Source organism: Flavobacterium sp. XGLA_31 (genome assembly GCF_051547105.1).
GTDB lineage: Bacteria > Bacteroidota > Bacteroidia > Flavobacteriales > Flavobacteriaceae > Flavobacterium.
Map to the genome: position 1 here is coordinate 46,170 of NZ_JBPTTM010000007.1, position 25,502 is coordinate 71,671.

Genomic DNA, 25,502 nt, shown 5'->3' on the forward strand with positions numbered 1-25,502 from the left:
CTTATTTTAAATTACTAATTTTTGAACAGGGCATACTACCCCAATCGAGCGTGCAAAAGTAACATAAATATTTTATTATGCAAACTATTGATTATCCTTTTTTTAAGAAATTTTAAAAGCCAAGATAAAACACCTAAAACATCTATAAAATACAGTTTTTAAACCTCGAAAAACACCAATTTATCAACACTACTTTTTAACACAAAAAAAATCCGCCAGACAAAAACCTGGCGGATTCAGATATTAAGTTACAAGATACTTATACTTTGATTTCTACTTCAACTCCACTTGGTAATTCAAGCTTCATTAAAGCATCGATAGTTTTCGAAGAAGAACTATAGATGTCTAGTAATCTTTTGTATGAACTTACTTCAAACTGCTCTCTCGCTTTTTTGTTAACGTGTGGAGAACGTAATACAGTAAATATTTTTTTGTGCGTAGGTAACGGAATAGGACCTGTAACCACAGCACCTGTGCTTTTCACAGTTTTTACGATTTTCTCAGCTGATTTATCAACCAACATGTGATCGTAAGATTTCAATTTTATTCTAATTTTTTGACTCATCTTGATAAGAATTAAGCGTTACCTTTTGCTTTTTTAATTACTTCTTCAGAAATGTTTGAAGGAGTTTGCTCGTAGTGAGAGAATTCCATAGTAGAGGTTGCTCTACCAGAAGACAATGTTCTTAATGTAGTAACATAACCAAACATTTCAGATAATGGAACGTGAGCTTTAATAGTTTTAGCACCTGCTCTGTCTCCCATGTCATTCACTTGACCTCTTCTTCTGTTCAAATCTCCTACGATATCCCCCATGTTTTCTTCAGGAGTAATCACTTCGATTTTCATGATAGGCTCAAGGATAACAGCTCCGGCAGCTTTCGCTACTTCTTTGTAACCCATTTTCGCTGCTAATTCGAAAGAAAGCGCATCCGAATCCACCGGGTGGTAAGAACCGTCTAATAAAGTTACTTTCAAACTATCTACGGTGTAACCAGCCAAAGGACCTGTTTTCATAGCTTCTCTGAAACCTTTTTCAACAGCTGGGATATATTCTTTAGGAACGTTACCTCCTTTTACTTCGTTAACGAATTGTAATCCAACAAATGGCTTACCATCGATAACATCAGCAGGCTCCAAACGGAATACGATATCACCAAATTTACCACGACCTCCAGATTGTTTTTTGTAAACTTCTCTGTGTTGTGCTGATTTTGTGAAAGCTTCTTTGTACTCTACTTGTGGTTCACCTTGGTTCACTTCCACTTTGAATTCACGTTTCATACGATCAACAAGGATGTCCAAGTGCAACTCTCCCATTCCTGAGATGATTGTCTGACCTGAAGCCTCATCTGTTCTAACCGTAAACGTTGGATCTTCTTCAGCCAATTTCGCCAAAGCCATACCCATTTTATCAACGTCAGCTTTAGTTTTAGGCTCAATAGCGATACCGATTACCGGATCAGGGAATTTCATTGACTCAAGAATGATTGGGTGCTTTTCGTCACACATCGTATCTCCGGTCTTGATATCTTTAAATCCAACTGCTGCTCCAATATCTCCTGCTTCGATGTACTCGATTGGGTTTTGTTTGTTGGCGTGCATTTGGTAGATACGAGAAATTCTTTCTTTGTTTCCTGAACGCGTATTCAAGATGTACGAACCTGCATCTAAACGACCTGAATAAGCACGGAAGAAAGCCAAACGACCAACATAAGGGTCAGTAGCAATCTTAAATGCTAGAGCTGCGAACGGCTCTTTTACATCAGGACGACGTAAGATTTTGGTTTGATCTTCTTCTAACAAATCAGCATCATCAGGATGAATCCCCTCAATACCTTCTTTATCCAAAGGAGATGGTAAATATTTACATACAGCATCCAACATGAATTGAACACCTTTATTTTTGAATGATGAACCAGCAATCATCGGGATGATAGCCATGTCAATTGTAGCTGCTCTTAATGCATTGTTGATTTCATCCTCAGTAATTGAGTTTTCATCTTCCATGTATTTGTCAAGTAGATTTTCATCATACTCAGCAACTGCTTCAATAAGAATAGAACGGTACTCTTTTACTTCAGCCACCATATCAGCAGGGATATCTACTACGTCAAAAGTTGCCCCTTGCGTAGCATCATGCCAAATGATAGCTTGGTTTTTCACTAAATCAACTACTCCTTTGAAGTCATTTTCTTCACCAATTGGCAAAGTAATTGCAACAGCGTTAGATTTCAACATATCTCTAACTTGTTGACAAACATTTAAGAAGTTTGATCCTTGACGGTCCATTTTATTAACAAATCCCATACGTGGCACTCGGTATTGATCAGCCAATCTCCAGTTGGTTTCTGATTGAGGCTCAACCCCATCAACCGCAGAGAATAAGAAAACCAATCCATCCAATACACGCAACGAACGGTTTACCTCTACGGTAAAGTCAACGTGTCCCGGAGTATCGATGATGTTGAAGTGGTACGGTTTTGACTCTGGAGTCATTTTACCTTGTACCGTTGGAAAATTCCACTCACAAGTAGTAGCAGCAGAAGTAATAGTAATCCCTCTTTCTTGCTCTTGCGCCATCCAGTCCATGGTAGCTGCACCATCGTGCACCTCACCAATTTTGTGCGATTTTCCGGTATAGAATAATATACGCTCCGTTGTTGTTGTTTTACCAGCATCAATGTGAGCCGCAATTCCGATGTTTCTTGTAAATTTTAAATCTCTAGCCATTTCTTTACCTATTAAAATCTAAAGTGAGAGAATGCTTTGTTTGCTTCTGCCATTTTGTGAGTATCCATTCTCTTTTTAACAGCAGCACCTTCTTCTTTAGCCGCAGCTAAGATTTCTGAAGCTAGTTTACCAGCCATAGATTTCTCATTTCTTTTGCGAGCGTAAAGGATCATCCATTTCATCGCCATAGAAATTTTTCTGTCTGGTCTGATTTGCATTGGGATTTGGAATGTAGCTCCACCCACTCTACGACTACGTACTTCTACGTGAGGCATAACATTGGTTAAAGCATCTTTCCAAACTTCTAATGATGATTTTTCATCGTTGTTCTTTTTAGTCTCTACGATTTCCATTGCGTCGTAGAACACTTTAAAAGCAGTTGATTTTTTACCATCCCACATCAAGTTATTCACGAAACGCGTTACTAACTGATCGTTAAATTTCGGATCTGGTAAAAGAGGTCTTTTTTTGGCCTGTCTTTTTCTCATGTCTTTTCTTTACTTTAAAAGTTTAAATTACTTTTTAGCTTCTTTTGGGCGTTTTGCACCATACTTAGATCTTCTTTGTGTTCTTCCTGCTACACCTGAGGTATCAAGCGCACCACGCACAATGTGGTATCTAACTCCTGGTAAATCTTTTACCCTTCCGCCTCGCACTAATACTATCGAGTGCTCTTGTAGATTGTGTCCTTCTCCAGGAATGTAGGCATTCACCTCATTTCCGTTAGTCAAACGTACACGCGCTACTTTACGCATCGCTGAGTTTGGTTTTTTCGGAGTAGTAGTGTAAACACGCGTACAAACACCTCTTCTTTGAGGACAAGAATCTAAAGCAACCGATTTACTCTTCTTAGTGATCTGAGTTCTTCCTGTTCTTACTAATTGTTGAATTGTTGGCATAATTAAATACTAAAATTTCTTTATTTATTAAAATCCCGCTTTTTTAGGGGTTGCAAATGTAGTAATTATTTTGAACGAAACAAATCGTAATTAATTAATTTTCAAACAAATTCTTTTTAGATTCGATTATCAGCAATAAAAACAGAATTTTTGCGTTATTTTGAGGCAAACATTTGTCTGATTTGAAAAAGGTTTTTCTCTTTTTTTGTTTAATTATCCTCAGCGGAAACATCTCTGCCCAGCATTTTTATTTAAAAATTGTTGGCAAAAACGATCAGGAAACCAAAACCATCGACAGTATTGGCTACAATTCAGAACATCAGAACACCAAATCCATTATTGACGAAAATAATTTGCTGTATCAAAAGCTTACTGAAAAGGGATATCTGGAGAGCCAACTCATCGAAAATTTCAAGCCGAATGACTCTACTTTTTACTTCAAATACCACCTCGAAAAGAGAACAAATTATGCACGCATATATATAGGTATAAAATTTCAGGAAAATATCCCCGCAACTTACACTGTTAAAAACGACACTTTAGTCATCCCCTACGAAGAAACCGAAACCTTTCTGAACACTGTTTTAAAAAAAATGGAAAGCATTGGTTTTGCCATGACGAAAGTCAGACTCATCAACATTCAAAAAAGAAGCAATTTTATTACTGCCGACTTATCGATTGTAAAAGAAATCAAAAGACAATTAAATGACATTGTGATAAACGGCTACGACAAGTTTCCCGACAGTCACAAAAAAAACATCCTCCGACAGTATCGAAACAAAGTTTTCAATCAAAAAAACCTGGAGAAGCTTTACAATGATTTCGACAAATTCCGATTTGTCAAACAAAGCAAGTACCCCGAAATTCTTTTCACCAAAGACTCCACCAAAGTATATGTCTATCTGGAAAAAACAAAAGCCAATACTTTTGACGGTTTTATAGGCTTCACCAATGACGAAAACAAAAAACTGGTCTTCAGCGGGTATCTGGATTTAACCCTGAACAATATTTTAAACTCAGGAGAAAAACTGTCTCTCTACTGGAAAAGCGACGGACAAAACCAAAAAACCTTCAATTTAGGAATGGAACTGCCTTATATTTTCAAAAGCCCGATAGGCCTTAAAACAGAACTGAACATCTTCAAACAAGACAGTACTTTTCAAAACACCCGAACAGCCATTGACCTGGGTTATTATTTCAACTACAATACCCGTTTTTATTTGGGATATCAAGCTACTGAATCAAGCGACATCCAAAATGCAAATACCGAAAGCCTGAGTGACTTCAACAATACATACACTACAGCCGCTTTAGAATTTTTAGATTTTAAAAATGATGACTTTCTTTTTCCTGAGAAAACAAATCTCAATTTTAAAATCGGCACCGGGAAACGCAGAGCAAAAACTTTTTCAGACAATCAATTTTTTGTAGATTTAACTTTAAAACACAATTTATACCTGAACGATAAAAACAGCATCAGCATAAAGACCCAGAATTTTTATTTACAAAGCAGCAATTACATCACAAATGAATTACACCGGTTCGGCGGCATCAATTCGATTCGAGGGTTTAACGAAAATAGCCTACAGGCTAATACGTTTAATGCTATTTTAACAGAGTACCGCTACACCCTCACCCCTAACCTCTACATTCATTCAATAGCAGATTTTGCCCGCTTACAAGACAACACTTCCAACAGCAAAGAAAACCTGCTTGGTCTTGGATTCGGATTTGGCCTCTTAACCAAAAATGGTTTATTTAACATCATCTACGCCAACGGGAGCACTAAAGAACAAACAATAAAACTATCCAACTCCATTGTTCATATTAGTTTTAAAGCTAATTTTTAACAGATTAAAACTTTAACACTAAAAATTCATGCTATATGTTAGGATTTTTAAGATTTTTTTAAGACTTTTGAAAGACTAATTATAACCAAATTAAATAATGAAAACAAAGTTAAATGGATTCTTGACGCTTTTCATAGCGTTATTGGTGCAAATTTCTTTTGCGCAAGAAAGGATAGTGACTGGTGTTGTTTCTGACAACAGTGGCCTACCAATCCCGGGAGTTAACGTTCTTGTTAAAGGAACTAAATCGGGAACTCAGACTGATTTTGATGGAAAATACTCCATTAAAGCCTCGCCAAACCAAACACTTATCTTTAATTTCATTGGGATGAAATCTCAGGAAATTGTTGCTTCATCCACAACCATAAACGTGAAGATGAAAGACGACGCGGTTGAATTGGAAGGAGTAGTTGTAACTGCCATGGGTATCAAAAGAGAAAAAAAGGCGCTTGGTTATGCAGCGACAACAGTTAGTTCAGAGCAGCTGACAAATGTCACTACGAGCAATCCTTTAGAGTCTCTATCGGGAAAAATTGCCGGTGTTGATATTTCGGCTCCTTCACAACCGGGTGCTTCTGCCAAAGTAATCGTTCGTGGTTTTGGTTCTATTTCAACAACCAACCAACCACTTTATGTAGTTGACGGAACTCCGATTAACAACTCCTATTCCGGAGAAGCGGGTATCAACAGATCTTTTGATGCCGGTACCGGTATCAATGACATTGATCCTAACAGCATCGATAAAATCACCTTTTTGAAAGGAGCTGCTGCTACAGCACTTTACGGTTCAAGAGCCGGTAGAGGGGTTATTATTATCACCACTAAAAAAGGTAAAAATCAATCAAAAATAAATGTTGACTTCAGTTCAACGATGGAAATGAGTCAGGTAGCGAGAGTACCTCACTACCAAAACAGTTTTGGTCAAGGATGGAATGGATTAGGCTATTCACAATTGGCTACAGGTGTTGGACCAAGTAATGAAAATGGGTCTTGGGGTCCTGCTTTCAATGGCGAAATCAGACCATGGGGAACCGTTTACAATAATTCGCAACAAATCAAGCCTTATTCTGCTTTAAAAGATAATGTTAAAGATTTCTTTGATACCGGTACTATGTTTACTAACGCTATTAATATTAGTGGCGGAAGTGACTTCTCTGATTTCTCATTTGGTTTCACCAACACCAGCAATGATGGAGTTATCCCTACAAAAGCAGATTCATTTACCAAAAGAGCTTTAACGTTCAATGGAGGTTTAAAAAATGACAAAGGAGCAATCCGTGCCAGTTTAAATTATACTAATAAAGAGCAGTTTGCTGTGAATTCAGGGCAAGGAGATGAAGCTGGTGAAGGAGCTACACTAATTCAAGAGATGATTCAAATCCCTCGTGATATCAGTATTGTTGATTTACAAGATTATACTAATAATCCTTTCAACTCACCAAGTTACTACTTTACTCCTTACGCAAGTAACCCTTACTTTGTGTTGAATGAAAACTCGACTAAAATAACGAGTCACAATTTATTCGGTAATATTAACTTTTTCAAAAAACTTAATAATGAATTTTCTGCAACATGGCAGGTAGGTGGAAATATCCGTAATGAAAACATCAAGAGTTACGGAGCAATTGTTGACTACTTACCGGGTTCTGCTCAAGATTTAGCAGCCACTATTCCGGTTGTAGGAGGTGTTACTGAATCGAGATTCTTACGAACAGAATTTGACACTTACTTCAATTTGAATTATGATAAAAAAATATCAGAAGATTGGAAATTGAATGCAATGATCGGGATGAACTACAACCAAAGAGAGGGAGACTTCTTGACTGCTAAAGTGACCGATTTAGATGTTCCTAATTATTATGAGTTGTCTAATAGTGCCAACAGAATTGAAGTTTCTCAAAATAATACCTTGAGAAGAACGTTTGGTATTTATGCCCAGACTGAATTATCTTGGAGAGAAAAAATATATTTAACGTTGAGTGCTCGTAGAGACAAAACGTCAACCTTACCAACCAAAAACAATTCCTATTTTTACCCGGCTGCTTCGGTAAGTGGTTTACTTCTTGACAATGGAACTCATTTCTTGAAATTAAGAGGGGGTTGGTCAGAAGTAGCGAATGATACCGATCCTTATCAAACGGAATCTTCTTTGGTACAAGGAAATGCTGCTGCTAATTTTGGTGTTATTCAGGCACCACTGGGAGGTATCAATTACTACGAACTTTCCGGAGTACTTGGAAATGTTAATTTAAAACCTGAAAGAAAAACAGAATGGGAAATCGGTACCGAAGGAAGTCTTTTCAAAAAGAGAATTACTTTTGATATCTCTTATTATATTAACAAAACCAGAGACTTAATTGCCAGCGTGCCTATTGATCCATCAACTGGTTACACCAGTCAAGCCAGTAATATTGGAGATGTTCAAAATAAAGGTTTTGAAATTAGTTTAGGGGTTACTCCTATTAAAACAGAAAACTTCTCTTGGAACATAAACTGGACCTTTACCAAAAACCAAAACGAAATGACTGATGTTAAAGGAGGTTCTAAATTGTTACTTACTTCAGCTTACGGTATTTCATTTTATGCGGAAGAAGGTAGACCTCTAGGTGCATTTTATGGGCGTGCTCCTTTAATGACTGCTGAAGGGGAATACATTGTTAACCCTACAACGGGTTATTATGAAGTTTCTGATCAACCACAGTATCTAGGTAATTCACAAAGAGATTTTGTTATGGGGTTACAAAACTCAATCAAGTACAAAAACTTCACTTTAAACTTTGCATTTGATTACAAAAAAGGAGGAAAAATGTACTCTTACACCAAAAGGTTATCTGACTTTACCGGTAATAGTATCTCTACTATTTATAATGACCGTAACACTTTTATCATACCAAATTCAGTGGTTGACAATGGTGATGGTACCTACTCAGAAAACACAACACCAATCAGTTTGGAAAATGTAACTAACTTCTTTGGTAATACTACTAACAATCCTGGCATAGAAAGAACTCACTTACTTGACAAAACGTTTATACGTTTGAGAGATGTAAGTTTATACTATGATTTAAATCCTAACTTTGTTAAAAAACTTGGTCTGACCAAATTCTCTTTAGGGGTTTATGGAAGAAACTTGTTTTTATGGACACCTGCAGAAAACCCATATATTGACCCTGAATCAACTACTTATGGTAATGATTTAGTGAGTGAATTTGGAGAGTTTGGTGCCAATCCTACTCAAAGAAGTTATGGTGGAGTTTTAAAGTTATCATTCTAAAAAAAAAATAATTATGAAAAAAATATTTTTATTAATAACAGTCTTGTCATTATTTTCAGCGTGTAACGACGCAGATTTTGACATCAACAGAGACCCTGATAATTTGAGCCCTAATGGTGTTTCCCTGAAAACGGAATTGCCTGCCGGTTTGGTAGGGGTAGCCGGCGCACAAGGTTCTTACTACGCCTTAATCGGTGGATTCTGGAGCCAATACTGGACACAAAGTAATTCCGCTAATCAATACAAAGAGATAGATGATTACTCAATTGGAACTGATGATTATACCGGTGGATGGACAGCAATGTATGATGCATTAGGTGATATACGTAATGTAAAAAAATTGGCTAACCAACAGGAAAATTGGAATTATTATTTGATTGCCACTACTATGGAGGTTTATTCTTCGCAAATTATGGCAGATTTTTATGATCAAATCCCATACACAGAAGCCAACAATGTAAACATTTTAACACCACATTTTCAAGGTGGTCAAGAAGTTTATGACTTGATGGTGGCAGACTTAAAAGATGCTCTTGGAAAAGATTTATCTACATCAAATGGAGATGCTCCGGGAACTGATGATTTTGTTTTTGGAGGTAATATGGACAATTGGACAGCATTTGCTAATACATTGTTGCTTAAATTGTATTTAAGACAAACAGAAGCACGTCCAACGGTTGCTCAAGACGGAATTACTGACTTGTTAACATCAGGAGCAACTTTCTTGAATACTGATGCTGCCATTACTCAATTCGAAGATGCACCAAACAGAAGTAATCCTTTGTATGAGTCTGATAGAAGACAACTTAACGTAGCCACTAATTTAAGAGCGAGCAGAACGTTACACTCTTTCTTTACTGAAAACTCAGATCCAAGAAAAGATTTTTATTATGAAGCCGGAAACCCTCTAAATCAAGGTGACTTCAACAACAATGTTGGATCTTCTACAATCTCTGTGGTTCATCTGGAAGCTACTACTCCTGTGTATTTCATGAGTCGTGAAGAAAGTTTATTTTTACAAGCCGAGGCCTTAGAAAGATATGCCGGTGGTGTTGGAGCTAAAGAAAAATATGAGGCCGGTGTTGCAGCTAATTTTGCTAGGTATAAGGAATTGGTTGGAGGAGTTCCGACCCCTTTAAATGCAACTCCCTTCTTAACAAGTGGTGGTGCATATGAATACCCTTCATCAGGTAATTTTAATGATAAATTAAAATCAATTATTACACAAAAATGGGTGTCAGGATTCCCCGGAAACGGATTTGAAATGTTCTTTGAACACAATAGAACCGGATTCCCTGCAGAATCAGCAGTACCACAATCGAGCACTTCTTATGTAGCTGGTGAATTTGCTTATTCTGTAAACGGAACAACAGCAGGATTATTTCCAAAAAGAGTTGTTTTTCCTAGTAATGTAACTTCAGTAAATCCTAATGCCCCGACACTGGTAAAAGTAGAAATTCCAGTATGGTGGGATGTTAACTAAAAAAAAAGAAAATGAAAAAAATATTTTTAATAGCTATAGTAGGTTTCCTGACTTTTTCATGTTCAGAGGATTCTACCAAAAATGTGTCAAAAGTGACACATTATCCTGAATTGACTCTTTTAGGAGATGAGACCATCTATCTTCATAAAGGCGATGAGTTCACTGACCCGGGCATTATAGCGATGGAAGGTGAAAATGAAATCCCATACACTACTACAATCAGTGGTGATTTTCAAGGTGGAAATACAATTGACACCAGTGTTGTTGACATCTATCATGTAACATATTCAGCGGTAAATCAAGATGGATTTTCAGGTTCAATATCCAGAACAGTTATTGTTTATGAAGACAGCGATTTAACAACCAGTATATCCGGACTATACATCTCTAAAGTAGTTAGAAATGGGGCTCAGAATCCGCAATATTTCAACATGAAATATGTATTAGTTTGGAAAAACGATGACGGTACTTACCAAATGTCTGATGGTATTGGTGGTTATTATAGCATAGGCCGTAGTTATGGCGTTGGATACGCAGCCGGTCCGGTTATTATTACTGCAAATGATATTTCAACTAATAATTATGAACCAATACCTAGTTTTGGTGTAGGTGCATTTGGTGGAGTAGCTGAAATGACAGATTTAAATGCAAATCCAAGCACCAATACGCTTTCTTTCACAACAAATTGGGATGCCGGTTATACATTTGTTGCAACTATGACTAAAGTTACTCCTTAAATTATTTAAAAGATGAAAAAGATGAAATTCTTAAAATACAGCCTATTTGTTAGTTTGGCACTAGCTTTATTAACTTTAGTTTCGTGTGACGAAGGGGGAAATCCTGATGCCGGAGGAACTACTACTCAAAAATTCGCTGGCGATTGGCATATTATTGCCCTGGACCCAGATGGAGTTACCCCTGCCTTCGGAGGTGATTATGAATTGTTTTCTACTTATAATGCTTCATCCAACGACGAAAATTTTTGGGTAGATGATCATGACAGTTGGATGGAAATCAAAACCAAGGTTCAGGCAAACTTTAGCAATATGACATTTACCGGCCAGCCTAATTCTCCGGAATTATATACTGGAGGCACGGTAACCGTGACCAACGGTAAAATCCTTAAAGATGCTGCTCATTCTTTCGGAGGTCATGTTGTGGACAGCATCTACTTCGAAGCAGAATTTGACTGGGATCCCGGAACAGTATATAAGTTTGCGGGTCATAAAAGAACCGGTTTCTTAGAAGACGAATTACCATAATCAATTATGAATAAGTCAAAAACCACCAGTTTTCACTGGTGGTTTTTTTATATCTTTGCGCCATGGAAAAAGAAAACCAAATCTTCGGAATCAGGGCTATTATTGAGGCTATAAACGCCCACAAAGAAATTGACAAAGTATTTATTCAAAGTGATGCTCAGGGTGAATTGATGCAGGAACTCATGAAAGTGATGAAAAAAAAGAGCATCAATTTCTCCTATGTCCCGGTCGAAAAATTAAACCGATTAACGGCCAACAATCACCAAGGTGCAGTAGCTACCATTGCCCCTATTACATTTGTTAAGCTCGAAACTTTGGTTGATACCGTAGTCGAAAGCGGTAAGACTCCCCTATTCTTAATCCTGGACCAACTGAGTGACGCCCGTAATTTTGGCGCTATCATAAGAACCGCCGAATGCACCGGGGTTGATGGCATTATTGTCCAAAAAACCGGTTCCGCTCCGGTAAATGGTGATACCGTAAAGACTTCTGCAGGCGCAGTGTTTAACGTTCCTATTTGTAAAGTGGATCATATTAAAGACGCTATTTTTTACCTGCAAGGCAGTGGTATAAAAACAGTAGCTGCTACCGAAAAAACCGAAGACAGCATCTACAACATCGCCCTCAACGAGCCAGTGGCTATCATTATGGGAAGCGAAGATCGCGGTATCAATCCTTCTGTATTGAAAATCGTTGATGAGAAAGCCAAACTTCCGATGTTCGGAACCATTGGTTCACTGAATGTCTCTGTGGCTTGTGGTGCTTTTTTATATGAAACGGTTCGTCAAAGAAGTTAATTCTCCTCTTCTTTGTTTTCCTTGAACGTATAGAAATAGGGAATCTGATTTGGATTTACCGGTTCTTCCGACTCTTCTTCCGGTTCCGGTGTATTTACAAAATTGCCATTTTCATCAAAATGTTTCATGAACATATCTTCTTCCGGATTAAAATCGGGATGTTCCCAAGGAAACTGCGTTGCTTTCACATAATCCGGAGTTTTGTAATGAATCGCAAATGCAAATCCGCTAATCAATCCGGCTAAATGCCCTTCCCACGAAATTTGTTTATCGATTTCAGGAAATACATACCAAATCATCCCACCGTAAAGCATCACTACAGTCAGTGATAGTGCCATCAAACGGTAATACTGCGTCATCAATCCTTTGAAAAAAATAAAAGAAACCAACACGTAAATCAAACTGCTGGCGCCAATGTGAAAAGAATTTCGGCCAATAATCCAGGTAATGATACCCGACAGCAAAATACCGTATGTCAATACCTTTAGTGAAACGGCTCTGTAAAAGTAAATTAATGCCGTGGTGAGTATGAATAACGGAATGGAATTGTTGGCAATATGATTGAGGTCACCATGTAAAAACGGACTAAAGACTACACCCTGCAAGCCTGAAAAAGTCCTGGGCATAATGCCGTGATTGGACAAATCAACACCAAAGCTTCGTTCCACAAAAAAGACGCTCCATATCATTAAGAGCAATAATGCCGGTACAATCCAAACGGATGGGGTAAATTTAAAGTAATGCTCGTCGTTCATGATATTGTTTTAGTCTTATTGGTCTTATCAAAAACACAACCAAACCAAAAGTAGTGCTATTTTGTCAGTTACGGTTCCCTTTAGAACCCTCAATGCAATTGTCAAAATTTCTTTTAAAAAAAATAATGACAAAAAAATTAATCAAAATTTCTTTTGAAAAAAATAATGACAAAATAATTGAACAAAAAACTTTACTGAAGCCTTCCTGTTAAATAGAGCCCCGAGGATTTGAAATGAAAAAAAGAACAGCCACGGATTGTCAGGTGCTTTGTATCAACAAAACCAAATGTCCAATGAACATTCTGCACTTCATCTCAAACACCTAAAACAAGCCCCGGGAAAAGAGTTTAAAAAACACCCTGAGATTGGTTTCAAAAAATTAAAACTGTATTTTTACAACATGGAAGCACCACTTGCCGAACGCATCAGACCACAGCGATTAGAGGAATACATCAGCCAGTTACATCTGGTTGGTGATAACGGTTCATTAACGCAACAGATTGCGCGCGGTGTAATTCCTTCGATGATTTTTTGGGGTTCGCCCGGTACCGGAAAAACCACATTGGCTCAAATCATTGCCAAACAAAGCAACCGCCCGTTTTATGAGTTGAGCGCTATCAATAGCGGAGTAAAAGACATCCGTGATGTCATTGAAAAAGCCAAACTCAGCGGAGGACTCTTTACCGCCAAAAACCCAATACTGTTTATTGATGAGATTCACCGTTTCAGCAAGTCACAACAGGATTCATTATTGGCAGCGGTAGAAAAAGGATGGGTTACGCTTATTGGTGCCACCACAGAAAACCCCAGTTTTGAAGTGATTCCCGCTTTGTTGTCACGTTGTCAGGTGTATATACTGAATCCGTTTTCGAAAGAAGATTTGTTGGCTTTGCTGAATCGGGCCATGAAAGAAGATAAAATTATTTCGGCCAAAAAAATAAAATTAAAAGAAACCGAGGCCTTATTGCGACTTTCAGGTGGAGACGGACGCAAACTACTAAATATTTTTGAACTCGTCGTAAACGCAAGCCCTGAAGGTCAAATTACAATTACGAATGACAAAGTTTTAGAATTAGTACAACAAAACACGGTACTTTATGACAAAACCGGAGAGCAACATTATGATATCGTTTCGGCTTTTATCAAATCGATTCGCGGAAGTGATCCTAATGGTGCTGTATATTGGTTGGCCCGAATGATTGAAGGCGGTGAAGATGTAAAATTCATTGCCCGACGCATGCTCATTTTATCCAGTGAAGATATTGGCAATGCCAACCCAACAGCTTTCATTATGGCCAACAATACCTTTCAGGCGGTTTCTACTATTGGATATCCCGAAAGCCGAATTATCCTGAGTCAGTGTGCAGTTTATTTAGCCACCTCACCCAAGAGCAATGCGAGTTATATGGCGATTGGCGAAGCACAAGCTGTGGTGAAACAAACCGGCGATTTGTCGGTTCCCATACATTTACGCAATGCACCTACCAAATTGATGAAAGAATTAGGGTACGGAGAAGAATATCAATATTCACATAATTATGCGAACAACTTTTCGGAACAGGAGTATCTGCCGGAAGAAATCAAAGCAACCGCTTTTTACAAACCGGGCAACAATGCTCGTGAAAACGAAATGCGTTCGTTTTTAAAAAATCGTTGGAAAGACAAATACGGATATTAAAACTTAAGTTTCAAAGGCTCAGAAACCAGCTTGTCATTTTTATAATATTCAAAAAACCATTGATTGTTTTTCAAAATCACAACGCCATTTATATCCCCTTTTACTCCGATAAACACATTTTTTTGTGAGGAATTATACAATCGCATAATTACTTTAGGTTCATTGTCTACAATTTGAAAACCATTAGGTATCGGCTGAGCAAAGAAAAATACCTCCGTGTTATTTTCATTTGCCGGGCTTTTGGCTTCCTCAACTTTTTCAGTCGGCACCTCAACAACAGGAACATTGGGAACGGCAGGAGTTACGGGTACCGCTCCGATATCGTTTTTACCATTGTACACATAATTGGCTTTATCAAATGATTTGAAAGCGGCACGCAAGGCTTCATTATAAGCCACCGCATATTCTTTTTCTTTACTGGTCCCCATTTCTGTTTGGTAAACGATATTTTCCCTACAGTCTTTGAGAACAATTTTTACTTTCGTCACAAACATGGTACTCTCCTTTTCCATGGAAGCTGTTAAAGCATTGCAACGGGCATTGAGTACTTCTTGTGGTATATCATCAGTAGACAGATAGGATTTGAATCCATACTTCTGAAGCAATAGTTTGGTCATCGTATTCATGCGATACCTGTCGTTCTCTTTTAAAACTTCAAACTTTACAGGCACAATGACATACTGGTAATCATTGAGGCTTTGGGAAATAGTTGGTAACGAAACCAACAAGATAAGGAACAGCAACAGTTTCTTCATTACAGTATATTTTTTAATTCAAGCAAATGTTTTATAGTCAAAACGTCTTCAATGGCATGACTTTCTTTTTCATCAAAAAGAATGGCCTTCATTCCGAAATCAATAGCACCCCGAACGTCCGCATCAATACAATCTCCAATCATCAGCGCATTCTCTTTATGGGTTTCCGCCAAAGATAAGGCAAATTCAAATATATTCGGGTGTGGCTTTTTTACGCCGGCCATCTCAGAATTGGTAATCGTTTGAAAATAACGTCCTAATCCCGAATTACTGATTTTCTTTTGTTGCACATCAGCAAAACCATTGGTGATGATATGCAGTTTGTATTTGGGGTATAAATATTCCAATACTTCAATGGCTCCTTCAAAAAGCTGATTATTATCGGGTAAAAATGTTATGTAATCATGGGAAATACGAATGATTTCTTCATCGGATATACCATAATTCAGAGCATCAAACGATTGCTTCAACCGATTATAACGCAATTCTTCATGGGTGATTTTATCCACCTGATACAGTTTCCAACACGCTTGATTGATGGGGGCATACACTTTAATAAACGTATCGGTGTCGAGGGTTGGGTGATGTGCCTTAAAAATTTTGTCAAAAGCCAAAACAGAATTGGCATCAAAATCCCAAAGGGTGTGATCTAAATCAAAAAAAATGTCCGTAATTGAGTCTTTCATAGTTTAAAAAATACCCTCATCCTGAAAACTCAGATAACCATGCTCGGTAATAATAAGATGATCCAGCACTTTAATATCAAGCTGATCACCGGCTTGTTTTAACTTTTTAGTAATTTCCATATCGGCCTCACTGGCCTGGAGTTTTCCTGAGGGATGATTGTGTGACAAAATTACGGAAGTAGCATTGTGTTCCAATGCAGTTTTAAAAATTAACCGAACATCCACCACCGTTCCGGTAATGCCCCCTTTAGAAAGCTGGGATTTGTATATCACTTTATTAGAATTATTGAGATACAACACCCAAAACTCCTCGTGCGGTAATTCCCCGATAATAGGTTGCATGATTTCAAAAACGGCTTTACTGGAAGTGATTTTTTGCAATTCTAATGTTTCTTCTGCTCTCCTTCTTCTGCCCAGTTCTAAAGCAGCGGTAATGGCAACGGCTTTAGCCTCTCCTATTCCTTTGAATTCCATCAGCTGTTTCAGAGACAATTTGCCTAATGCATTCAGGTTATTATCTACAGCGGCGAGTATTTTTTTACTCAAACTCACAGCGCTTTCATTACGGCTACCCGAACCGATAAGAATGGCTACCAACTCAGCATCACTGAGCACCGCTTTGCCTTTCAGCATCAGCTTTTCTCTTGGTTTGTCATCTTCTGCCCAATGCTTTATGGAAAAATTTTGCTCACTCATCATCCATGCTTTTAAAACTAAAAACATGATAAATGTAAGAATTTTTGATTAATTAATCAATCCTTTAACTTCATCAAAATTTAATCCACCATAATTCCCGGAACTCATTAACAATAGTGCCGAATTATTTAAATCATAATTAAAAAGAAACTCTTTAAACTCAGCCGGATTCGTATAAATAATCAGATCGTCGCGTTTAAAGGAATTGGCAATTTGCTCATAGGTTACTTCCTCGAGTTGCTTGATTTTTACGGCATCAGGCGAATAAAACACCACAGCCACATCAGCAGCATCAAGAGCGCCTTCGTATTCTTTAAGGAATTCGGCATTCAAACTGCTGTAGGTATGTAATTCTAAACAAGCTACTAATTTTCGGTCAGGATACTGATTTTTAACTGCTTTAGTCGTTGCTGACACTTTACTTGGTGAATGGGCAAAATCTTTATAGGCTACTTTGCCTTTGCCCTCCGCTATTTTTTCCAAACGCTTGGAAGCCCCTTTAAAGCTGGCAATGGCTTCATAAAAATCAGCCTCGTCTACGCCCATGCTTTGGCAAATCCATTTGGCACCGGCCAAATTGTTAAGATTATGCGCTCCAAAAACTTCAATAGGCATTGGACCTTCCGGAGTATCTAATAAAGTAGTACCGTCAACCACCGAATAGCTTGGTGTTCCATAAGGCAACCTTCTGATGGTATTGGTGGATTCTTCTGCTACTTTTTTAACGTTTGGATCTTCTTCATTGTACACTAAAATGCCACCTTTGGTAATTTGGCTGACAAAAATTTCAAACTGTTCTACATAATTTTCAAACGTTGGGAATACATTGATATGATCCCACGCAATGCCGGAAAGTAAGGCAATATTGGGCTGATACAAATGAAATTTCGGTCTTCTGTCGATAGGGGAAGATAAATACTCATCGCCTTCCAGCACTATAAAATCATTTTCGTGCGTCAGATGCACCATAGTATCAAAACCTTCCAATTGGGCACCCACCATATAATCCACTTCAATATTATGGTAATGCATCACGTGCAAAATCATAGAGGTAATGGTGGTTTTTCCGTGTGATCCTCCAATCACCACACGGGTTTTGTCTTTAGATTGTTCGTATAAAAATTCAGGATAGGAATAGATTTTTAATCCCAATTGCTGAGCTTTCAGCAATTCGGGGTTATCCGCTTTGGCATGCATCCCAAGAATAATAGCTTCAATGTCTGTGGTTATTTTTTCAGGAAACCAACCCATTTCAACCGGCAGCAATCCTTTTTTTTCTAATCGTGATTTGGAAGGTTCAAAGATGGCATCATCGCTTCCGGTTACGTGGTATCCTTTGTTATGAAGGGCTAAGGCCAAATTGTGCATGGCGGCACCGCCAATGGCTATAAAATGTGTACGCATGGGTTTAAGACTTTTTTTTATCTTGGTAGGTTTCTAATACTAATTTTGCTTTTTGAGGCTGATTCATTTTGTTTTTATACAAATCAGCTAATTTTTGATAGGTTGTTTTGGAACCACCGACAGCAATAGCTTTAGCATAATTGCTTTCGGCTTCCTTATATCGTTCGAAATATTCGGCAATATGACCTTTCGCCAGATAACCGTCAACCGGAGAAATTCTTAATAATTCGGCGGCATAGTGTTGTGCTTTTTTTTCACTGCCCCCCACAATCCCCGGCAATTGGAGATATACTTCTATCAAGGCCCAACGAGCTTCAATATGATTTGGATTTAGCTGAATCGCTTTCTCAAAGGCTGATTTTATGTCACCAATCATACTGAGCGCTTTAAACTTATTGCACTCTTTGGCTTTCATCCCCAAGCAACCTCCGTATTTATAAAAATAATTGCCTTCTTTGGGATTGAGTTGTTTTAATTTACCATAGTAGGCCATTGCATTATCCCAGGATTTATTCATCCCTGCAATATCTCCCAAATATTCTAATGCTTTCAAGTGGTTAGGATTTTCTTTTAAAACATTTTCAAAGAGGGGCTTAGCCAAACTGTATTGCTCCTGTTGGAATAATTTTTCGGCTTTACTGAAGTCAGATTGCGCAAAGTTTAAAAATGGTACTATTAAGAATATCCAAAACAATTTATACTTCATGTGAGCATTTTTTATTTAAAATTTCATGAGAAATAAAAGCCAAAAATAACCATTAATCTTCTTATGAGTAATTATTTATAAAATTTATATTCAAGGTTTTAGGTTGAAGCTGTTTTTTCATATTAAAATAATCTATATCTTACATTATAAATACAAAAAGTGCATTTCATCGATTTTTTTTGTCACTTTAACGATTATTTATCTATGTTTGGGTTGTCAAATAATAACAAAAGTTCTTTTCAAAATCTGTTTTAAAATTATATAAGGGTTTAGAGCCTCTTGCAAATGTATTTTATTTCAAGGGCTACTCTTAAAAAAATGGCAAAACATTTATTGAGCAGAATCATTTAAAAACAATGATTAACCCCCTAGAGATGAAAAAAAATTATTTTAACCTAGAAAGTCCATTCGCCAAGAAGATTGGTAGTATATGTTGTATTATACTACTAATCCTTTTTTTCCTGTTAGGATCGAAAGCAAACGCTCAGGTTTCAATTACCAAACCAAATCTAACTGTAACGGCTTGTTCAGGGTTTCCCACAGCGTATAATGCTTTAGGCGATATCGTAATCGATGAAACATCGAATTCAAACATCAGTACAGGTACTAACAAAACTCTGGTACTGAGTGCGCCAACCAACTTTGAATTTCAAGCAGGGACTGGTAGCGTATCTTATGTGTCGGGTAAAAATATTAGTGCTGCTACCATTGCTGTAACCGCAACAACTATCACCATCACTTATACTTGTGGAGGGACAAACAGAACGGATTCTATGACCATCAGTGGTTTGCAGGTTAGAGGAGTCAACACAGCTTCTACCGGTGACATAACACGCTCATCAAGCAGTACCGGAACTATTAGCGGTATTTCAACAGGAACTACATTTACCAATACTTTAACCTCCGTAAACGCTACATCACCATCTCAAGCTACAGGTTTTACTGCAGGTACAATTACTTCAACTTCATTTCCGGCCACTTTCTCAGGAACGGCAGATGGCTATTTAGTCATTCGTTCGGCAGTTAATACCCCTCCGTCACAACCGGTTGATGGAACAACATACTCATCAGCTAATATTGCAACCCTTGGATCAAGTTTAACTTTTGTACAGTCTTCTTCATCAACTTCTATAGCAGGAACTAGTTTAACAGGAAATAAAAAGTTCTATTATTTTATCTATGCTTATAAATTATGTTCAGGAAGTCCAATTTATAATACTTCAGGACCTTTAACAGGAAGCGGAACCACTTGTCCCGGCACGCCAAAATCAGTAACCCCATCCGGAATTACTGCTAATAGTTTTTCTTTAGATTGGGCCTATCCGATAGGAGGAAACTCAAATGCTATTACGTATATCGTTCAAATCACCACGGATTCAGGTTACACCACTAACATTCCCGGGTCACCCTTTACGATTGCTGATCCTACCACCACATTAAACGTAAGTGGTTTAAATCCAACTACAACATACTATTATAGAATTTTAGCTGATAATGGATGTTCGAGTAGCTATGTTAGTGGCTCTGTCACAACTTTATCGAATCCTTGTGTTGCCCCGACTTCTCCGGCTACCGGCTTAACATTAGGCACTTTAACTTCCACCGCTGTTCCGGCAACATTTACAGGTGCTGCAGATGGTTATTTAGTTATTTATTCAACAGAAGCAGTTGAACCTATTCAACCTACAGATGGTATTTTATACAATTCGGCTAATATTGCAACCTTAGGTACCGATTTACTTTTCATGCAATCCGGAAGTTCAACAACTATAGCCGGAGCCGGTTTAACAGGAAACACAAAATATTATATTTATATTTACAGCTACACGAGCAATGGGGGGTGTAGTGGTGGGCCGGTTTACAATACCGCCGGACCATTGACTGGAAGCGCCATTACTTGTCCGTCTGTTCCTCTAACAGTAACGACTACCGGAATTACTCAAAATGATTTTACTATAAATTGGGTTACTCCGGCAGGAGGTTCAGAAGCCACAATCAACTATACTGTAGAAGTAACTACTGATGCAGCTTTTACCACACCCATCTTGGACTCTCCGTTTACAATTACAGACCCAAACACTTCATTAGAGATAAACGATTTATACGCTAATACAACATACTACTATAGAATTTTGGCTAATAACGGCTGTAGCAGTAATTATGTTACCGGCACTGTTACAACCCTCTCTACACCATGTGACGCTCCAACAAATCAGGCATTTAGTTTTACTAACGGAGCTATAACTTCTTCCACTTATCCAGCTACTTTTTTAGGCTCAGCGGATGGATTTTTAGTGATTCGTTCCACAAGTGCTACTCCACCAAGTCAACCGGTAGATGGTATCATTTACAATGATTCCAATATCACAACCTTAGGCACTGGATTGACATTTGTTCAGACAGGAAGTTCTTATAATATTGCCAGTACCGGACTTAATGGGAATACTAAATACTACTATTATGTATATGCCTACACCAGCTCGTCCTTGTGTACCGGAAGCCCGGCATATAATACATCAGGCCCATTAGTTGGTTCTGGAACAACTTGCCCAACAGCACCCAGTCCAATTACTACATCAGGAGTTACGGCTACCACTTTTACTTTAAATTGGACTACTCCAACGGGAGGTACTTCAAATGCAATTACCTATAAAATTCAAATTACAACAAATGCCGGATTTACCAACAACATTCCAGGTTCACCATTTACCGTAGCAGACCCAACCACTACATTAAGTGTTTCAGGTTTGACTGCTGGTACAACTTATTATTACAGAGTTTTAGCAAGCAACGGCTGTGACAGTTCTTACACGACGGGTTCAATCACCACGAGCATTACTAATGATGATTGCGCCAATGCAATTGCTTTGACGGTGAACCCTTCTGTTACTTGTGTCACTTCGACTTCTGGAACTACAATTGGCGCAACACAATCCGCTACCGGCTGTCAAGGCACTGCTGATGACGATGTTTGGTACAAATTTACAGCTGCTGCGACTCAACATACTATCACTGTAACCCCTTCAACATTAACCGACGCCGTATTCCAAGTTTACAATGCCAGTTGTGGTGGAATCAGTTTTGGATGTATCAACTCTACTTCTTCTACCTCTCCGGAGTCAATCAGTATTTCCGGATTAACCGCCGGAACAACATATTACATCAGAGTTTACAGTTACGGTAACGGAAACAGTTACAGAGGAAATTTCGAAATATGCGTTACTACACCGGTAGCTCCCGTAAACAATGATTGCAGTGGTGCCATTGCTTTGACTGTAAACAGCACAACAACCTGTATTACTAGCACGAACGGAACTACCCAATACGCAACACAATCTCAAACCGGTTGTTCAGGAACTGCTGATGATGACGTTTGGTACAGCTTTGTAGCTACCAATACCAGTCATAAAGTGACTGTTAGCCCTATCACCTTGAGCAACGCTGTTTTTCAAGTATTTAGCGGAAGCTGTTCAGGATTAACGAGCCTTCAGTGTACTAATGCTACATCAGGAAGTGCTATTGAGGCCTCAACCGTAACAGGTTTAACTGTTGGCGCCACTTATTATGTAAGAGTATATGCTTCTGCCAGTGGATCCGGAGCAGGAACTTTTTCTATTTGTGTGACTACACCTTGCTCTTCAGGAAACGGAACAGGAACCAGTACTACGCAATGTCCAAGTATTATTGCAGGAGCAACGGGTTTAAATGGTGCTGATCCAACTCCTATCACTTGTTTTGCTACTAATAAATGTACTAATCTTGAAGCAATTTATACAGATTATCGTGAAACTACCAGCTATTCTGTTTCATCAATTCCGTATGCACCTCCTTATCAATTCAACTGTTTAGCCAATCCAATCAGCGTTAATGTTGATGACGTTTGGTCTCCAACAATTAATTTACCTTTCAATTTTTGCTACTATGGCAATACTTACAACAAAGTATTAATCGGTTCTAACGGAGTAATCACTTTTGACACGACAACTAATACTCCGGGAGGTTATTCTGACTGGTCTTTTAGCAATAATTTACCAAGCACATCCTTATTCTTGAATTCCATTTTCGGTGTATATCATGATATTGATCCTAGCAAAGGTGGTCAGGTAGGCTGGGAATTGGTTACTCTTGACAGTGGATGTAGAGCATTAGTGGCAGCTTGGAGTGATATCCCAATGTATTCAACCGTTTGTAATAACTCACTTTACACCGGAATGATAGTATTGCATGAAAACAGTAACATTATTGACGTTTTCATCAAAGAAAAAAATGCTTGTTCTTCATGGAACGGTGGAAATGCCGTAGTTGGAATTCAAAATGCTAATGGTACTCAAGCTGTTGTGGCTCCTAATAGAAACTCAACGGATGCCGATTGGACTGTAAATTATGAAGCTTGGCGTTTTTCACCATCAGGTGCTTCTGTAGCGTCAGTAAAATGGTATCAGGGTGCGGGTACTTCTGGACCTGTAGTGGGAACTACAAGCAATGTGAGTGTTTGCCCAACAGCAACAACTACCTATACTTCTGAAGTTACGTATGCTTTTTGTAATGGTACCACTGCAAAATACACTGATCAAACTACTGTAACCATCTCTTCAGGAAAAACCTGGACAGGAGCAGTAAGCACCGATTGGAGTGATGCTGCGAACTGGTCGCCTAACGGAGTTCCGACGAATCAGGATTGTATCACTATTCCTAATGTAACTAACAAACCGGTGATTTCCGGAACTTCCTATAATGCTTATGCTTACAATCTTACGGTTGCCGGTGGTTCATCATTGACAGCTCAATCTCAAAATAACATCACTGTTACTGATTATGTGAAAGTAAATACTGGTGGTTCCTTTAATTTGAATGACAGCGCGAGCTTGATTCAAATTAACAATACAGCAACTAACACCGGTTCAATTTCTATGAAAAGAACAGCTTATGTTAAAGCCTACGATTATGTTTACTGGTGTTCTCCTGTGAAAAGTTTTAACTCAGGTAATATTTCACCAACTTCTCCAAGCGGTTATGTATTCAAATGGAATCCAACAATAGCCAACAGTAATGGAGGTCAGGGCAACTGGGTAGCCGGAACCGAATCTATGGTAGCCGCTAAAGGATATATTGCTATTTCTCCCGGTAATTACAGTTACACCGTGGCTGCCCCGTTAACAGCCACATTTACCGGAGTTCCATACAATGGTATAAGAAAACCAACCATTTCAAGAGGAAGCTACACCGGAGCCAACTATATAGGAAATAATGGTGCCACCATAACCAACTTAGACGATAATTGGAACTTAATTGGTAATCCGTACCCGTCAGCTATTAATGCACTTAGTTTCTTGACTTTGAACACTAATATCAATGGAAACATAAGACTATGGACACATGGCTCGCCTATCAGCAGCAGTAATGCTAATCCGTTCTATGGAAGTTACACCAATAATTATGATGTGAATGATTATATCAGTTATAACGGAACAGGTTCTACACCTCCCGGATTTAACGGAAAAATTGCTGCCGGTCAAGCCTTCTTCGTAGTCATGAATGACGGTAGTGCTTCCAGTAGTACAGTAACATTCAACAACAGCATGAGAAGTGCTGCCTATGATAATTCCCAGTTTTACAAAAGCAATTCCAATACGGTAAGTGCCGAACCGGAAAAAAACAGAATCTGGCTGAGTTTAGTAGACGCAAATAATGCAGCAGCTACTACCTTAGTAGGATATGTTGAAGGAGCAACATATGAAGAAGACCGTTTGTTTGATGCTTCACATAAAATAGCAACCAATTTGGCTTTATACTCTTGGATTAATGATAAAACTGTCATCATCAATGGTAGACCAACTCCTTTTGACGACAATGATTACGTAAACCTTGGAGCCACCGTACCTAGTAACGGAACGTACAGTATCGGTATCAACCAAATTGACGGTTTGTTTACGAATGACAGTCAGGATATTTTCTTAGAAGATACACAACTCAATGTGATTCACAATTTAAGAACAGCTCCGTATACTTTTACCGCCGCTGCCGGTAACTATGCTGATCGTTTTATTCTTCGCTATAAAAACAGTACCCTTAGCAATTCAGAACATGAAACGGTAACAACTTTTGCTTACATTGCAAATGATATGTTGCATATTAAATCAGATGATACTATTAAGCAACTGTATCTTTATGATGTTTCCGGAAAATTAATTAATAAATTCAAACCTACTGTTGAAAGCAATCTTTTTGAAATAGAGTTTCCTTATCAGAACGGTGTCTATTTGGTAACCGTTGTCAAAAGCAGTGGAGAAAAAGTTACCGTAAAACTTCTCAAATAAACCCCAATTTTTTTTTACATAGTAAACCCCGTTTGGTGCTCCTACCAAACGGGGTTTCTCTTTTAAACAAATAATTCTTTTCAGTTTTGCTATTTTATATTTCCTTAAATCAAAAAAATGATACCCTCGCAAAAGCTCTTCCTGTCGCTTGTGAAATTGAACTATTCTCAGGAGAATCAAAGTGTCGACGAACGAAATAAAATACCA

At 38.2% G+C, this 25,502-nt stretch carries 18 protein-coding genes; 8 read left to right on the forward strand and 10 right to left on the reverse strand.

The window, feature by feature from the left end:
* Positions 1 to 259: 259 nt before the first annotated feature.
* The 4 genes from rpsJ to rpsL are packed head-to-tail and all read right to left on the reverse strand — an operon-like array spanning position 260 to position 3,632.
* The gene (gene rpsJ / locus ACSVH6_RS11785; protein WP_026710316.1) at positions 260 to 565 is read right to left on the reverse strand and encodes a 30S ribosomal protein S10; all 306 of its coding nucleotides are present in this window, start codon (positions 563 to 565) and stop codon (positions 260 to 262) included.
* A gap of 11 nt (positions 566 to 576) precedes the next feature.
* Positions 577 to 2,733 (reverse strand): elongation factor G, encoded by a 2,157-nt coding sequence (gene fusA, locus ACSVH6_RS11790; RefSeq protein ID WP_438078729.1) that lies wholly within the window; start codon positions 2,731 to 2,733, stop codon positions 577 to 579.
* A gap of 11 nt (positions 2,734 to 2,744) precedes the next feature.
* Entirely contained in the window at positions 2,745 to 3,221 is a 477-nt protein-coding gene (gene rpsG / locus ACSVH6_RS11795) for a 30S ribosomal protein S7 (protein ID WP_438078731.1), read from the reverse strand.
* A gap of 27 nt (positions 3,222 to 3,248) precedes the next feature.
* Positions 3,249 to 3,632, reverse strand: coding sequence for a 30S ribosomal protein S12 (gene rpsL / locus ACSVH6_RS11800; RefSeq protein ID WP_007136570.1), 384 nt, complete (start codon positions 3,630 to 3,632; stop codon positions 3,249 to 3,251).
* A 182-nt stretch (positions 3,633 to 3,814) separates the two neighbouring features.
* Here rpsL and ACSVH6_RS11805 point away from each other — a divergent pair, with 182 nt between their 5' ends.
* The 6 genes from ACSVH6_RS11805 to rlmB all read left to right on the forward strand — a co-directional run bounded on the left by ACSVH6_RS11805 (position 3,815) and on the right by rlmB (position 12,298).
* Positions 3,815 to 5,482 carry a hypothetical protein gene (locus ACSVH6_RS11805; protein WP_438078733.1) on the forward strand — a complete coding sequence of 556 codons (1,668 nt, stop codon included), beginning with the start codon at positions 3,815 to 3,817 and terminating at the stop codon, positions 5,480 to 5,482.
* 97 nt (positions 5,483 to 5,579) lie between these two features.
* A complete protein-coding gene (locus ACSVH6_RS11810; RefSeq protein WP_438078736.1) occupies positions 5,580 to 8,756 on the forward strand; it encodes a SusC/RagA family TonB-linked outer membrane protein in 3,177 nt (1,058 codons plus the stop codon).
* A 13-nt stretch (positions 8,757 to 8,769) separates the two neighbouring features.
* A complete protein-coding gene (locus ACSVH6_RS11815) occupies positions 8,770 to 10,239 on the forward strand; it encodes a SusD/RagB family nutrient-binding outer membrane lipoprotein (RefSeq protein WP_438078738.1) in 1,470 nt (489 codons plus the stop codon).
* Positions 10,240 to 10,322: 83 nt separating this feature from the next.
* The gene (locus ACSVH6_RS11820) at positions 10,323 to 10,976 is read left to right on the forward strand and encodes a BT_2262 family domain-containing protein (RefSeq protein ID WP_438078740.1); all 654 of its coding nucleotides are present in this window, start codon (positions 10,323 to 10,325) and stop codon (positions 10,974 to 10,976) included.
* A gap of 12 nt (positions 10,977 to 10,988) precedes the next feature.
* Complete coding sequence (locus ACSVH6_RS11825) at positions 10,989 to 11,501, forward strand: lipid-binding protein (protein ID WP_438078742.1); 513 nt, start codon at positions 10,989 to 10,991, stop codon at positions 11,499 to 11,501.
* A 62-nt stretch (positions 11,502 to 11,563) separates the two neighbouring features.
* Entirely contained in the window at positions 11,564 to 12,298 is a 735-nt protein-coding gene (gene rlmB / locus ACSVH6_RS11830) for a 23S rRNA (guanosine(2251)-2'-O)-methyltransferase RlmB (protein ID WP_438078744.1), read from the forward strand.
* On the opposite strand, the gene ACSVH6_RS11835 is transcribed toward rlmB, so the two are convergent.
* Positions 12,295 to 13,053 (reverse strand): rhomboid family intramembrane serine protease, encoded by a 759-nt coding sequence (locus tag ACSVH6_RS11835; RefSeq protein WP_438078746.1) that lies wholly within the window; start codon positions 13,051 to 13,053, stop codon positions 12,295 to 12,297. The genes rlmB and ACSVH6_RS11835 overlap by 4 nt on opposite strands.
* A gap of 400 nt (positions 13,054 to 13,453) precedes the next feature.
* Here ACSVH6_RS11835 and ACSVH6_RS11840 point away from each other — a divergent pair, with 400 nt between their 5' ends.
* Positions 13,454 to 14,731 (forward strand): replication-associated recombination protein A, encoded by a 1,278-nt coding sequence (locus ACSVH6_RS11840; protein WP_438078748.1) that lies wholly within the window; start codon positions 13,454 to 13,456, stop codon positions 14,729 to 14,731.
* Here the strand turns inward: ACSVH6_RS11840 and ACSVH6_RS11845 are convergent.
* Genes ACSVH6_RS11845 through ACSVH6_RS11865 form a run of 5 tightly spaced genes read right to left on the reverse strand, consistent with a single transcriptional unit; the run spans position 14,728 to position 18,978 of the window.
* Positions 14,728 to 15,486, reverse strand: a complete 759-nt coding sequence (locus ACSVH6_RS11845) for a hypothetical protein (RefSeq protein WP_438078750.1) — start codon at positions 15,484 to 15,486, stop codon at positions 14,728 to 14,730. The genes ACSVH6_RS11840 and ACSVH6_RS11845 overlap by 4 nt on opposite strands.
* Positions 15,486 to 16,172, reverse strand: a complete 687-nt coding sequence (locus tag ACSVH6_RS11850; protein ID WP_438078752.1) for a YjjG family noncanonical pyrimidine nucleotidase — start codon at positions 16,170 to 16,172, stop codon at positions 15,486 to 15,488. The genes ACSVH6_RS11845 and ACSVH6_RS11850 overlap by 1 nt, the downstream gene beginning before the upstream one ends.
* Before the next feature lie 3 nt (positions 16,173 to 16,175).
* On the reverse strand, positions 16,176 to 16,868 hold the full coding sequence (gene radC, locus ACSVH6_RS11855) for a RadC family protein (RefSeq protein WP_438078857.1): 693 nt from the start codon (positions 16,866 to 16,868) through the stop codon (positions 16,176 to 16,178).
* Between the two features lie 48 nt (positions 16,869 to 16,916).
* The gene (locus ACSVH6_RS11860) at positions 16,917 to 18,272 is read right to left on the reverse strand and encodes a UDP-N-acetylmuramate--L-alanine ligase (RefSeq protein WP_438078754.1); all 1,356 of its coding nucleotides are present in this window, start codon (positions 18,270 to 18,272) and stop codon (positions 16,917 to 16,919) included.
* 4 nt (positions 18,273 to 18,276) lie between these two features.
* On the reverse strand, positions 18,277 to 18,978 hold the full coding sequence (locus tag ACSVH6_RS11865) for a tetratricopeptide repeat protein (protein ID WP_438078756.1): 702 nt from the start codon (positions 18,976 to 18,978) through the stop codon (positions 18,277 to 18,279).
* A gap of 374 nt (positions 18,979 to 19,352) precedes the next feature.
* Here ACSVH6_RS11865 and ACSVH6_RS11870 point away from each other — a divergent pair, with 374 nt between their 5' ends.
* The gene (locus ACSVH6_RS11870) at positions 19,353 to 25,295 is read left to right on the forward strand and encodes a fibronectin type III domain-containing protein (RefSeq protein ID WP_438078758.1); all 5,943 of its coding nucleotides are present in this window, start codon (positions 19,353 to 19,355) and stop codon (positions 25,293 to 25,295) included.
* Positions 25,296 to 25,502: the final 207 nt, after the last annotated feature.